Origin of the sequence: Chryseolinea lacunae (assembly GCF_016735595.1) — a bacterium.
In the GTDB taxonomy this organism is placed as follows: domain Bacteria; phylum Bacteroidota; class Bacteroidia; order Cytophagales; family Cyclobacteriaceae; genus Chryseolinea; species Chryseolinea lacunae.
On record NZ_JAERRB010000003.1, the window covers coordinates 79,174 to 91,371 of the forward strand.

15 protein-coding genes are annotated in these 12,198 nt (G+C 46.4%); 9 read left to right on the forward strand and 6 right to left on the reverse strand.

What is annotated here, in order from left to right; all coding sequences use genetic code 11:
* Positions 1-37 precede the first annotated feature (37 nt).
* Positions 38-379 carry a PadR family transcriptional regulator gene (locus JI741_RS09455; RefSeq protein ID WP_202008828.1) on the reverse strand — a complete coding sequence of 114 codons (342 nt, stop codon included), beginning with the start codon at positions 377-379 and terminating at the stop codon, positions 38-40.
* Between the two features lie 157 nt (positions 380-536).
* Here JI741_RS09455 and JI741_RS09460 point away from each other — a divergent pair, with 157 nt between their 5' ends.
* Positions 537-965, forward strand: coding sequence for a hypothetical protein (locus tag JI741_RS09460; RefSeq protein ID WP_202008829.1), 429 nt, complete (start codon positions 537-539; stop codon positions 963-965).
* Between the two features lie 34 nt (positions 966-999).
* On the opposite strand, the gene JI741_RS09465 is transcribed toward JI741_RS09460, so the two are convergent.
* The 3 genes from JI741_RS09465 to JI741_RS09475 all read right to left on the reverse strand — a co-directional run bounded on the left by JI741_RS09465 (position 1,000) and on the right by JI741_RS09475 (position 3,680).
* Positions 1,000-2,355, reverse strand: coding sequence for a DUF4236 domain-containing protein (locus JI741_RS09465; protein WP_202008830.1), 1,356 nt, complete (start codon positions 2,353-2,355; stop codon positions 1,000-1,002).
* Between the two features lie 32 nt (positions 2,356-2,387).
* Positions 2,388-2,759 (reverse strand): DUF6232 family protein, encoded by a 372-nt coding sequence (locus tag JI741_RS09470; RefSeq protein WP_202008831.1) that lies wholly within the window; start codon positions 2,757-2,759, stop codon positions 2,388-2,390.
* 135 nt (positions 2,760-2,894) lie between these two features.
* Positions 2,895-3,680 (reverse strand): hypothetical protein, encoded by a 786-nt coding sequence (locus JI741_RS09475; RefSeq protein ID WP_202008832.1) that lies wholly within the window; start codon positions 3,678-3,680, stop codon positions 2,895-2,897.
* 151 nt (positions 3,681-3,831) lie between these two features.
* On the opposite strand from JI741_RS09475, the gene JI741_RS09480 reads away from it, so the two are divergent.
* The 7 genes from JI741_RS09480 (at position 3,832) to JI741_RS09510 (ending at position 10,138) form a co-directional block, all read left to right on the forward strand.
* Entirely contained in the window at positions 3,832-4,158 is a 327-nt protein-coding gene (locus JI741_RS09480; protein ID WP_202008833.1) for a hypothetical protein, read from the forward strand.
* A 74-nt stretch (positions 4,159-4,232) separates the two neighbouring features.
* Positions 4,233-6,116, forward strand: coding sequence for a tetratricopeptide repeat-containing sensor histidine kinase (locus tag JI741_RS09485; RefSeq protein WP_202008834.1), 1,884 nt, complete (start codon positions 4,233-4,235; stop codon positions 6,114-6,116).
* A 6-nt stretch (positions 6,117-6,122) separates the two neighbouring features.
* Positions 6,123-6,845, forward strand: a complete 723-nt coding sequence (locus JI741_RS09490) for a LytR/AlgR family response regulator transcription factor (RefSeq protein ID WP_202008835.1) — start codon at positions 6,123-6,125, stop codon at positions 6,843-6,845.
* Between the two features lie 88 nt (positions 6,846-6,933).
* Positions 6,934-8,043, forward strand: coding sequence for a toll/interleukin-1 receptor domain-containing protein (locus JI741_RS09495; protein WP_202008836.1), 1,110 nt, complete (start codon positions 6,934-6,936; stop codon positions 8,041-8,043).
* A gap of 93 nt (positions 8,044-8,136) precedes the next feature.
* Positions 8,137-8,550 (forward strand): hypothetical protein, encoded by a 414-nt coding sequence (locus JI741_RS09500; protein ID WP_202008837.1) that lies wholly within the window; start codon positions 8,137-8,139, stop codon positions 8,548-8,550.
* 430 nt (positions 8,551-8,980) lie between these two features.
* On the forward strand, positions 8,981-9,208 hold the full coding sequence (locus tag JI741_RS09505; RefSeq protein ID WP_202008838.1) for a hypothetical protein: 228 nt from the start codon (positions 8,981-8,983) through the stop codon (positions 9,206-9,208).
* Between the two features lie 378 nt (positions 9,209-9,586).
* A complete protein-coding gene (locus JI741_RS09510; protein ID WP_202008839.1) occupies positions 9,587-10,138 on the forward strand; it encodes an alpha/beta hydrolase in 552 nt (183 codons plus the stop codon).
* A 17-nt stretch (positions 10,139-10,155) separates the two neighbouring features.
* Here the strand turns inward: JI741_RS09510 and JI741_RS09515 are convergent, their stop codons facing one another.
* Together JI741_RS09515 and JI741_RS09520 are read right to left on the reverse strand one after the other, a co-directional pair.
* The gene (locus tag JI741_RS09515; protein ID WP_202008840.1) at positions 10,156-10,611 is read right to left on the reverse strand and encodes a hypothetical protein; all 456 of its coding nucleotides are present in this window, start codon (positions 10,609-10,611) and stop codon (positions 10,156-10,158) included.
* 46 nt (positions 10,612-10,657) lie between these two features.
* Positions 10,658-11,152: an SMI1/KNR4 family protein gene (locus tag JI741_RS09520; protein ID WP_202008841.1), complete on the reverse strand. Its 495-nt coding sequence runs from the start codon at positions 11,150-11,152 to the stop codon at positions 10,658-10,660.
* A 195-nt stretch (positions 11,153-11,347) separates the two neighbouring features.
* Between JI741_RS09520 and JI741_RS09525 the strand changes: the two genes are divergently transcribed.
* Positions 11,348-12,100, forward strand: coding sequence for a DUF2185 domain-containing protein (locus JI741_RS09525; RefSeq protein WP_202008842.1), 753 nt, complete (start codon positions 11,348-11,350; stop codon positions 12,098-12,100).
* Positions 12,101-12,198 lie beyond the last annotated feature (98 nt).

Here is a 12,198-nt window from a genome sequence, read left to right on the forward strand (position 1 = left end):
CGCGCGCCGCTCTATTATATATATAGTATATGCGTAATTAATAGTCCAACCTCATCTCGCCCGACAATCTTGGAATGGCATCCCACAGTCCCGCCCGCACATCGCGCATTTCGGCCAGCACCTTGTGGGCATAGGCCGTGGTGGCATAGATGCGCTTGCGTTTGCCCCCGCGCTTGGCCGTGGCCTCGCCAAACTCCGACACCAAAAAGCCCTTCTCTTCCATGCGCTTCAACGCCGACTGAATGGAACCCACACTCAATTTTTCTTTGAGCCTTGTCTCAAGTTCGCGCTTGATCTCCACCCCATAGGCCTCTTGCTGCAACGCGGCCACGGCGAGCAAAACCAGCTCTTCAAATTCGCCCAGTTTCGTTATTTTCATAGGATAACATGATATTGTACGTGATTGCAGTAAATATAGTTTAAATATTATTCGTGATTGCAGGTTTTATTGAAATAAAAAATGCTGTCGATTGAATTTTCTATTAGAATATAAAATATAAAGAAGTTTGGGCCACCAAACTACATCGCCATTGTCCATGCCGAAACTTGTCACGCTCCTGTTATTAACCATTGCCGTTTGTTCACTGAAAGCCCAGACCTTAACGCGCGATAGCGTTTTGGGCAGCTGGATTTGCCGCCAGGTGACAAGCCACGAATTGGATCCCTCTATCCCAAATTCGCCTGCGATGATGGATATGGCCGAAAAGACATTCCTGAACTCTACGTTCACATTTGACAGCCAGCGCTTTCTTTTTCACACGGCCAACAAGAACGCGCCTATGGCCATGGCTGAAATGATGAAGGCATTCAACAATCAGAAATGGTCTCTGGACAAAAAAGAAAACCTCATTCACATCGGTGATCCACGTGAAAACATAGCCCGCTTTCTTGTGAAGCGAAAGGGACGTTTACTTTTTGTTATTATTGATGAAACTCCGCTGCTGCTGATGTTTGAGAAAATATGATGCGCAGGGTATGTATTCTCAGCATCGCTGAACTTCACATTCTAGCCTGAAACTCTCCAACAACTTTTAAGAACGCAACAAAATCATTCATTCCACCCGGTTTAGAAGTGGTGATGACTTCTTGCATGCCACTGTCGGATTCAAAATGATACTCTGAATAAAGACATATTGGAATGCGGCGATTGTTGGAAAAACGACGGTCAGGACCACCGCTTTTGTTTATATACTTCCAGGTATGATCAACAATTTGCGCGTCAGCCGGAACAGTATCCTCTTCAATGAACCGGACATTCTTGATCGAGACATTTATGTTTTTATAAAAAATTCCCGCAAACTCTTTACCCCGCTTTAAAATTATTCGCTCCGGGAAAAAATACAATTCCGTATTTCTCAACCCTATGAATGGCACGGCAACGTTGGTCTTCAAATACACTGATGGCAATTTATGTGCAGCAATCATTTTGACCGCTTCACGCGACACAAGAAGGGATGCCCCACCATGATACTTTCTATCGTCCACCCCCCTCGCATGAAGTTGCTGCCAGATTTTTTTCGACTGCAAAAACTCATTAAAATATTCCAGAAATTTCTTGTGAAGGCTATTCACTTCATTGTCCAGTGCGTAGACCAGCTCCAACGTCTTCCTCCGTCTATCAACTCTTTTCAGATATACACACCATGCCAGCGAGAGCACGATTAGCAGAAAAAACAGCCAACCATACACCGGCTCAAGTTGGAATCGATTTGCCGTTTCGCGATACAAGAGCACTTCTTCGCGCCTGCCAAGGTCACCACGGACAAATCCAGTCTCGCCGATTTTCCCCAGATACACTTCAACCCATTCTAATGTATCTCGCCGAACGTTAAATTTCTCCTGTTCCCTTGCATTTCGTATCACGTCGCTCTCTTTCGAAGGCGCGCTCCTGATGTGGATGTTTGCCTTCGTGATCGTGAATTCAGTTTTGTACCGTTCATTCGTTTTCACCACCACGAGTCCGCGCAAGCCAACAAATAGAACCAGGGCAATCGTCGGCCAGATACCCAATATCTTCAAGTAAGAAACCTTGTTCTCCTTTGATTCCAGCTCTTTAACAAACGCCTGCGAATCTACATCAGTAACGTCGTCCAGATCGGCCGACGTGATTGTGTGTAGCCGACCATCAGAAACTTCATTTCCAGGATAGATCGGCTGCGGTTTGATGGGCGACGGTGTGTTTGAATCTATTCGCTGTGTGTAATAAATGCCCTTGGCACCTAAGGTCACATACGTGCCCCGCGAACTCATTCTGACCCGTGCTCCTTTCACACCAAACGACAACCCCAAACCAGACTTTGAAAAGCTTAGCCGAAACGGACCGGCAGTCATTGATTTTCTAAAAGACCATCCCATGAGCAAGCATTTATTTTGGCATCGACATTCGCTTAGCCGCGATGAACAATCGCGTCGTTCACGGCATTCACAATCTGCAGAATGTAGTTTCGGTCTTTGGAAATGTAGCCGTCGGCCTCACCCGAGTTGCTGTTGATTCTCACTGAATAGCTATCCTTCAGCAGAAATAATAAAACCAAACCCACAAGGGCCATCACAATACCGGCCACGCGCGTGCTTTCGCCAATGATGAGCAGCAGGCCGGCGATCAGTAGAAAAAGTTGCAACCCTTTGCTTCGTTTGATGCGGTAGAGGCACACCGACGAAATGTTGTTCATAGCATACGTCTTGGCCTGCGTAACAAATCGGGATTGTGTGATGGTGACGTTGGCATCCTGAAAAAATACCGTTTCCTTGTTTTCCATGCGCGTTTAGATTTGATGAATCAATCACCAAATAATGCACGGCACGTCATATTCATGACAAAATTTTCCCAACGGCCCAATTGTGTTTCCGGTTTAGGGGATTGTGTTTTCTGAATAAAGCTGCTTTGCTTATGCTCAACGTTGATTTCCCAGGTCGTCAAGACTGAGATTCAAAATTCCCGCCACGCGAATGCCCAGATTGTTTTCGCTACGATGTTCAAAATATTCCGCTACCCTCCGGTCTTCAAGGGAAGATGATTCTTTTAGAACATTAAGGTCGAACGCTTCATGTGTCAGCTTTTCATTTTCATCGTGCCTCACCAACACAACCCGGCCACCAATGGGATCAAAAAGCGACGACACACCAGAAAAAATTCCCTGCAGAACTTTGGGACGGATGCCCGCACCAACTTTATAGACATGATGTATCATTTTGCCGTTCGCCGCATGCATCAACACAAAAAGGCATCCGTTCGAAAGTTTCACTTCACCCTCAAACACAGCGACAGGCCCCAGAAGCTTTAGCCAAATTTTCTGGCCGTCTCCATAGATGCTTACGGGCGACCTTAAGATCACACTCTGCTCGCTGTTTCGTCGCACATAGCTATAGTACTCACCAACGCACGAAGCCAACACCTCGTCTAAAGGACTATCCAAACTTTGACAGAAGTCTTGAAATCCTCGAAAGCCAAGGTACTCTGATAAAGTATTGAGCTTTTTCGGCTGAAGGTTCATTTCTGCTGATTTGGATCCCTTCAGCTTCTCCTTGTCCCGAAACAAATTCTCGTAGAGATAACGCTGCGCAATACCGTTGCCTATCGTCTCGCTCATTTCTGCGAAGCCGGGATAGTCCTGGCTACATCCTGTCTTCTGAGATAAGCTGTTCAGAAGTTGTTCGATATGGCTGGCTTTAACTTTCATAGAATCGGTTTAGAAGTCTTGTAAAAAAAGCGAAAACAAATGAAGAATTCGCGAAATCAAATACACGGTGTCAACACAAAAGCGCCTTCCACATCCGCCACCTTTGTTGTGTTCTTGAACAACTGATCAGTTAACATCTGTTGGAGAGCGTTTGCAAACCTTGCCTGATTGGGGAGCAAGCTTGCGAACTCCCGCCTACAGACCCCAACCAAGAGCAGCCAAAAGTCGCTACCCGCTGGCCAAAGACCATGCGGACTCAAATTTTTCTGAAGCACGCTTCAGGTGGGATTTCCATGCCTTTGCGCAGCCATGGCAGCGATCATCATTCACATTTCAAAATTTAAAAAACATGAAAAATCTGAAATATGCCTTCTTGATTGTGCTCGCTATTCTTGCTGCGAGTTGTACGGAAGAGGAAATCGGTCCGCTCCATGAAGACGACCCTATTGCCATTCCGCCACCTCCCAAACCCAAGTAGGTGAGAGATTTAAAAACGGTGAGGTGCCAAAACACTTCACCGTTTTTGCTATATTCGCTAAAGTCTATGAATAAATGAAGCCCTTTCTCTGGCTTATCGTTGTGGTAAATCTCCCATTCGCCGGCATGGGACAGTCAAAAACAGATAGCTTAAAGACCTTGTTGAAAATAGCCCGCAATCAAAACAACAAAACAGAAACTGCATTTTACCTCTCACACATCGGATGGCAATTTTTGGAAAAGGGAAAACTTGACAGTTCCCTCTACTACTACAGTCAATCGCTTGCCACAAAATCTTCCAAATCAGAAGTAGCCGCTTCGGCATTGGAATGTATCGGTGTGATTTATGGATCAAAAAATTATCCAGATAGCAGCATTAAATACTACAACAAGGCAATTGGTCTTTATACCGAACTCGGCGACACCACACGAGGCATCGTCATCCAAAACAATCTTGCTATTATCTACCGGGACCTTGGACTCTATGAAAAGGCGTTGGAAATTGCTTTTGAGGGATTAGCTACTCTGGAACATAAAAATCCAGACCGCCTACTCGCTTCATTCTACAACACCGTGGCTTCGATCTACCTGAAAACTGATGACTATCAGAACACGCTACTCTACTACGAGAAGGCATTGCAGGTACGCAAAACAATTGGCTACACAAAAGGCATCGGGCAATCTTACAACAATATCGGCGAGTTGTACATCACGCAAAGACTTTACGACAGCGCCCTCACAAATCTGACCACCGCGCTTGACGTGAAACGAGGCGGCGGCGATAACAATTCACTGGCGGTGACCCTTGCCAACCTTGGTAAGGTGTTTCTAGAACTGAACAATCCCAAAAAAGCCAAGCCTTATCTCGTAGAAGCCTTGAGCATCAAAAGAAGCTCCGGCGAACGCGCCGGCATAGTCACCACATTAAACAGCCTTGGCAAACTGAACCTTCTTCAAAAGAATTATTCACAAGCCGAACTATACCTGGATGAAGCAGAACAACTGGCGCGCGTGTCTGGCGCACCCGATCTGCTCCGCGAAAATCTCGCGCTGAAGGTGGCCACTTACAAGGCCACCAACCGTTTTCATGAAAGTCTTCTCACCGCCGAGGAACTTTCAATTTTGAAAGACAGCCTCCTGAACAAAGACAAAATGGAAAGTTTGCTCTCCATGCAAACCCGCTACGAAACCGAAAAGAAAGAACAGCACATCCAGCTTCTGCAACAGGAAAAAGCAATGCAACAAACAGCGCTCCAGGGAAAGCAAATCTGGATTCGATCGCTTGCCATCATCTGCATTCTCATTGCGCTGCTGGCGTCCGCACTCTTCTACAACTACCGGCTTAGCCAACGCAACAAGCAGCGCGTAGAGACTTTATTGAAAGAACTGCATCACCGGGTGAAAAACAATCTCCAGATTCTCTCCAGTGTTTTGACGTTGCAATCACAAAGACTCACCGACGCCGCGGCCCTTCAGGCTGTGAAGAGCAGCGAAGGCCGTGTGAACGCCATGGCCCTCATCCACAAAAAGCTTTACACCGGCGAACAGTCGCTTGACATTAACCTGAAAGAATACATTACCGAGCTCATTCAATACCTGATACAATCCTATGGCTACGCCCAGAAAGAATTGAAACTCACCCTTGACGTGGCCGAAATAAAACTTGATGTAGACAAAGCCATCCCCATAGGCCTGATCATTAACGAACTGGTGACAAATGCTTTCAAATACGCCTACAACAACCAAGCCTCACCGGAGCTGAATGTGAACCTAACCCTGTCGAACAAACAAAATCTGATGCTGGAAATAAGCGACAACGGACAAGGCATGCCCAAGAACAGACCATCCGATCAGTCTTTTGGGTTGAAGATGGTAGACATACTCCTTCAGGAACTTCGGGGCAAACTGAACATTGAATCAAAAAAAGGAACTGGTTACTTTTTTCAAATACCGATATAGACAACTGTGGAAGACATCCGAGTATTGATCGTTGAAGACAACTTATTGGTCGCCGAAGGCATCGCCGCCCTTCTAAGAAAGCATGCTTTGCTAGTGGCTGGCATTTGTGCCTCGGGCGAAAATGCCATTGATCAGGTGTCTACGGCGAAACCAGACCTTGTCCTGATGGACGTGGCTCTTGCCGGGAAGCTTGACGGGATTGCAACAGCCCAGCGTATTCTTTCTCAAAACTCAATTCCCATCATCTACCTGAGCGATCATATCGATCAGGCTACTGTTGACCGGGCGAAAGAAACCTTGCCTGCCAATTACTTATCGAAACCTTTTCAGGAACCGGATCTGCTCCGCGCAATCGACATTGCCATTCACAATGCCAATGCAAACACGATTAAGAAAGAGAAAAAACTATCGCCAAAGCATTTTTTTCTTCGCACAAACAGCCAGCAATTCGTAAAGCTGGCCTATGACGACATCCTATACATTGAAGCTGACCGAGCCTACTCCACTGTGGTCACAACACATCACAAATACAAACTTGCCGTAAGTCTCAACCATGTGCATGACCAAATTGATCATGCGGATTTTCTCCGTGTGCACCGATCGTATGTCGTGAACGTGAATCGAATCACGGCCTTAGATGGGAATGTTATCAAGCTGAATGAGCATCAGGTGCAAATGAATCCTGACGCGAGGGCGTTGCTCATGAAACACATGAAATTTATTCAGTAGACTCCGGAAAGATCTGACAGGGCTCCGGAAAAAAATTGGAAAGCATAGGCGCCGAATACATAAACTTCATATACTAAACACCCGGGGTATGGCTTCTCCTTCCTATCAGTATGATGTCTTTGTTTCACATGCTGTAGAAGACAAAATTTCTATCGCCAACGAACTGGCTGATCGTCTTCAAAAGACCGGGCTAAAAGTCTGGTACTCCGGAAATGAACTCATCATCGGAAAGAGCATTGAAGAAACGATCAACAAAGGCCTGGCCCAATCACGTTTTGGGATTGTCATTCTAAGCCCCACCTATTTAAGCAAAGACTGGACAATACGGGAATTCTATTGGCTCATAAACCAAAACAAAAACACAATTCTTCCGATACTTCACAACATCACCCTGAAAGAGATTGTGGACAAATATCCATTCATGGCGGATGTTTATTGCATTCATTCCGACAAGGGCATGGACTATGTTGTGGATGCCATAACGACACGGATCAAAGGCGACACGCCTGAGCCAAAAAAACGAAAACTCTCACATTATCTTGGCGTCGGAATGGTTGCCTTAGCTTTGTCTGGCACCTATCCAATATACAAACAGTTTCAACCCGCGCGATCGTCGGCCACACCGATAGAAACAGCAATTCAAAACAGAATCGCCGATTTCGAAAAGTCAGTTGTAAAAACTAGCGTGGATGAGTTGACAATGGCCGGCGCCACACCCAGCTCAACAGGAAAGATCGACACCCTCTTCACAAGCTATGTGAACCTGAAAGCACACTTTCGGAACGAATACGAATTTTTCAATGGCTTCACCAGAGTGAGATTCAAAAAAAACGTTGGCCCGGCACTCCGTATTGAAATCGATTCGTTGGTCCCGATTACCCACTACAAATTTAACTCGCCAAAGGTCTACTTGCTCGATGCACCAAAGGGGTCGGCATCGCGAGAGGTTAAATATGCTTTTATTTGCCCCGACGCCGTCACGTATTCGCAGAAGCAAGTTCGCTATCCCGACGAAAACACATGCCTGGTCACCGTGGCCTACGATCACTACATTCGCTACATCGAAGTGAAACTCACGTTTGCCAGCAACAAGGAAGGAACAAAAAAACACCAGATGGCGATATTGGGCTTCTTGCCAGAAGAAGAGTATGTGTTTCACAAAACGGGCGACGAATGGAAACTTGCGGAAATAAAATAAAGCCGAACGGAAAGCAAATCATCTAGTCCGGAAAATCAACCCTATAAGTATCTGCAGGGGCCGTAGATTCATTCCGAAATGAATCCGTTCGCTATGAAAACCGTTGCACGTCCACAGTCAACACAGAAGACCTTCTGGATTGTCTGCCTGTTATTCTCTCTCACGATCCAATTTAATGCACGCGCACAGTCCAACCAGGATGTTGTCTACATCACACGTACCGGCGAAAAATATCATCGCGAAGCGTGCCAGTATCTCAAACGCAGCAGCTTTGAAATAGAGCGAACCGACGCCATAGAGCGTGGCTATTCTCCTTGTAGCGTTTGCCGCCCTGGCGGAGCAGAAAATTCACGCGCACGACAAAACAATACGCCTGCATCCGACGAACAAAGCGAAACCACCCGCACACAACACACCGCGCAACAGTGTTCCGGAACTACGAAAGCTGGGGCGCGCTGCAAACGCTCCACAACAAATGCCAATGGAAGATGCTACCAACATCAATAATCGAAATACCATGATGACACGAACACTTTTTAGCGTATTGATCCTTTATTTAATGATGGCGTGCGGCAGTGCCTCTGAAAATGTCTGTCCGGATGCCAGTTGTGCCAACTATGCTACTCGCCCCGAAGCGCAAGCCGCGTATGATAATGATCCGGATTGTCTGAAGGGATTGCTCAGCAATGACAAGGTATGCCCCAACCTCCCTCAAACATCAACAGTGCCAACACCAATACCACCAACGGGAGGCAGCTCGTGCCCGACCACCGCCAACTGTGGGTGTTCCGGCAAGAACAAATCGCAATGCTCAGGTCCCTGCTGCAAGTGGGTCGTAGGCGCGGGATGTCAATGCCTTTAGGGACGATTCAATTGCGCATTCCTCGGCTTGCAAATATTCAAGCCGACAAATGAACAAAATTCCAACTAACATACCATGGAAGATCCACAAAGAGCCATCGTTATTCTCCTGATCGCATTGGCTGTTCTTATTCTCCTTTTTCTAGCCTTGCGGGCCATCATGCTATGGTACTGGAAAATAAACAAGATCGTTGAAATCCAACAAAAGCAATTGAATGTGCTAGCCGATATTGCCCGAAGTTTGAGACCGAAAAAGGAAGTTATTTCGCCAAGCACACCGACTCCAAAAATCAACCAAAAATAAACATGGCCCGATACTACGTGAACATCATCAAGCAAAGCAATGGAGACCGTGAGGTGCACAAACTCACGTGCCCATACTTCCCTTCAAAAAATAATTATCTCGGCGAGTTCCCCACGTGTCAAGAGGCTGTGACAGAAGCTAAAAAATATTACGATCAAGTTAACGGATGTTACTATTGCACAACCGAATGTCATTCGGGCTAAGGCAAATGTTGCGTATCTCTATGATAATATTAGTACGTGCTATCATTGTTGGTTCGACCAGCCATAAAAATCCTTTCTAATAAATTTTTTCTTAAACGGGGTTAGCAATCGTAAACAGGTAAAACATCCAGCGGCCTTTCGGGGTTATTTCCTAGACACAAAGAACGACACGTCTGTGGCCATCACGAAAACAATTTTCTTCACCCATAGCGCCGGAAGTCAAAACGGTCCTGGACAGGGCAGCTTCGATCTGGTGCAATACCTGCGAAAACAATTAGGCGAGCACGTCGTCATCCACTACCCTATCGTTGAACATCCAGACGAACCAAGCTACCAACACTGGCACAACATGCTCGCGAAAGAGTTTACAAAATTACCCTCACCTGTCATTCTTATGGGCCATTCACTAGGAAGCTCGGTGCTATTAAAATATTTATCGGAGAATGAAATTCCTGTCACGATCTCGGCCATGTTTTTGGTGGCCACACCGCATTGGGGGAAGAACCTCGCTGAGTTTATGCTGAAAAAGGAATTTGAAAAGAGCTTGCCCATCACCTCACCGATCCATTTCTATCAGAGCAAAAACGATCCGGTGGTTCCCTTCCGTCATGTAGACTTTTACAGAGAAGCGTTGCCACACGCCATCGTTCGCGAACTTACTTCGGACGACCACACTTTTGCGGAAGGTATTCCGCAGTTGGTTTCGGATGTTCGTGATCTTTTGTAGCGCTTCACGGGAGTTGATTATTTTTTAGATGTATCCTTATTTGAGTTTCCTATGACATCGTCCAGCCAAAACTGAGACCCCAGAAAATTATCCTTCGAAAACATTTTCTGCATTGTTACCCGATCGAAATAGGTACATCCGGAACAAACCCAAACTATTCTTTGGGAATTCTTGGCTTTTGAAATCAGATTACTTTGTGCCTCGGTTAGTTCAAATTTCGTCAACTGCACCAGTCTCTCCAGCGCAATAACGGCTAGGCACCTCTCGGCAGGATTTTCAGCATCCAGGAGAGACGCTATCGCTTCGTAGTTTCGACCGTTCAGTAATGTTGTCACTTTCACTACGGCTTTTGTGGGTTCACCAACTTTATAGCAACCAAAACCCACCATTCTGCTTTCGTTTCTGTTTCTTTGCTGTGAATAGCCGAAATTGACAACACACACCAGAAAAATTATAATCATGAATATCTTCATCTCCACTTTATACTAGATGCCGATCGGAAAGTTACATACTATCCAACTACGTTCGTGTCTTGTCAAGAAAATCCGAAAGCGAATCTGCCAGCTTCTCCATACCTTCTCTTTCGATCACTTCGCCATCGTCGCTCACATCGTGATAGATTTGAAAAACCGGGGGATTGTCGCTCCCGTCGTTCTTAATAAAAAATGGATTGCCGCCTCCGGATGGGTCGATGCCGAAACAAAAATAGCCGAGAGGTTTCATGGCCAAGCCCGGGTAGCACTCCACAGTCTCGCTAAAAATCTCGGCCGGTCTCGCCCATTGCACCTGAATGCATCCATCATAGTCTTCGTCGGGAGCGTGTAATGGAAAATTAAACTCAGCATTCACCAAGGGATAGGTGGCTAATAATTCCAAAAACCAAAAAGGGAGGATGCCGTCAAGTCTTTCGTTTAGCGCCTTCAATGTCTCCCGATCAACTGTTTCACCTTCGGCCGTCGTACCTTTTGCGCGCTCAACAAAACCATCCAGCGATTTCTTTAATTGTGAATTCATTCCTGTAAGTTAAGCCGTTTCAATTCCGGGGTTCTAAAAATGGCCGAACGCCGCTATGGACCAGCTACCGGAAAGATAATAGTAAACAGGATTACTTTAGCCGCCATATTAATTCTTGCTCTCCAAAGCCCAAAGTCGTAGCTTGTCCTCAACGCCAACGTTACTTACACCAAACGTGGCGTTGTTCCCATATTTATGGCCCCATCAACCTCCAACAAGCCTTTCGAAGACTTTCCTGAAATTGGCGGCCTCATGGTTTCCAAAATCATTGCCGACAACAAACGCGTGGCCATGTTTATGTATCGCGAAAAACCTTCGGACGAGATGGACAGCGGGTGGCGAATTTTTTCCGGCTACGAAACGCAGGAATACACCGACAACCCGGACAACACGGCCATTTACGGAGCACAAACCATTCTTGAAATCGACCCCTCCATTGCCGACCTGCTGCTGAACCCGGTGGGGTCTGTGTTTGAACGCGAAGACGAAAACTCGGAATGGTATGAGGTGGACGATTTTGAAATGGATGGCGACTACCTCACGAGAATAAAAATAAGCGATCATTGGTCTATCGAAATCAACAATCTTTTCACCCAACACCTGGAGCCTGAAGGCGATCTTGTTTTTGTGATGAAAAACAAAACAGTGCGCGTCGCGATCTGGAACTACAAAAACCAGACGCGGCAAGAGGTCTACCAGCTTCAGAAAACACTACTAGCCGACCGCGCCGACGACGACGCCCCCATTCTTGAAACATTCGAACTGAGCGACGACAACGCCGCCCGCATAGGCTTCATCATTGAAGAATCGGACGAAGAGAAAACCTATAAGGTGCTCTATGGCTTTTCGGTCGTGGACGAGCAGGTATTGCAAGGCGCATTCTATTTCGACCATGACCGCGACAAAGACTGGGCGTTGAATACGTGGCGCAACATTGTGTGGGAATGAGGGTCTGTTCAACTTATGACAGCCCCGACATACCCGCAACCCTCCCCCATCTTCTTCAGCACACGTTTTCGTTTCCCTGTGCGCTTGAATATATTATT

What these genes read in the sequence shown, in the direction of transcription:
- JI741_RS09455 (WP_202008828.1), bottom strand. Translation starts at nt 379, where the DNA reads ATGAAAATAACGAAACTGGGCGAATTTGAAGAGCTGGTTTTGCTCGCC.
- JI741_RS09475 (WP_202008832.1), bottom strand. Translation starts at nt 3,680, where the DNA reads ATGAAAGTTAAAGCCAGCCATATCGAACAACTTCTGAACAGCTTATCT.
- JI741_RS09525 (WP_202008842.1), top strand. Translation starts at nt 11,348, where the DNA reads ATGGCCCCATCAACCTCCAACAAGCCTTTCGAAGACTTTCCTGAAATT.
- JI741_RS09515 (WP_202008840.1), bottom strand. Translation starts at nt 10,611, where the DNA reads ATGAAGATATTCATGATTATAATTTTTCTGGTGTGTGTTGTCAATTTC.
- JI741_RS09485 (WP_202008834.1), top strand. Translation starts at nt 4,233, where the DNA reads ATGAAGCCCTTTCTCTGGCTTATCGTTGTGGTAAATCTCCCATTCGCC.
- JI741_RS09470 (WP_202008831.1), bottom strand. Translation starts at nt 2,759, where the DNA reads ATGGAAAACAAGGAAACGGTATTTTTTCAGGATGCCAACGTCACCATC.
- JI741_RS09465 (WP_202008830.1), bottom strand. Translation starts at nt 2,355, where the DNA reads ATGGGATGGTCTTTTAGAAAATCAATGACTGCCGGTCCGTTTCGGCTA.
- JI741_RS09505 (WP_202008838.1), top strand. Translation starts at nt 8,981, where the DNA reads ATGGAAGATCCACAAAGAGCCATCGTTATTCTCCTGATCGCATTGGCT.
- JI741_RS09460 (WP_202008829.1), top strand. Translation starts at nt 537, where the DNA reads ATGCCGAAACTTGTCACGCTCCTGTTATTAACCATTGCCGTTTGTTCA.
- JI741_RS09500 (WP_202008837.1), top strand. Translation starts at nt 8,137, where the DNA reads ATGAAAACCGTTGCACGTCCACAGTCAACACAGAAGACCTTCTGGATT.
- JI741_RS09520 (WP_202008841.1), bottom strand. Translation starts at nt 11,152, where the DNA reads ATGAATTCACAATTAAAGAAATCGCTGGATGGTTTTGTTGAGCGCGCA.
- JI741_RS09495 (WP_202008836.1), top strand. Translation starts at nt 6,934, where the DNA reads ATGGCTTCTCCTTCCTATCAGTATGATGTCTTTGTTTCACATGCTGTA.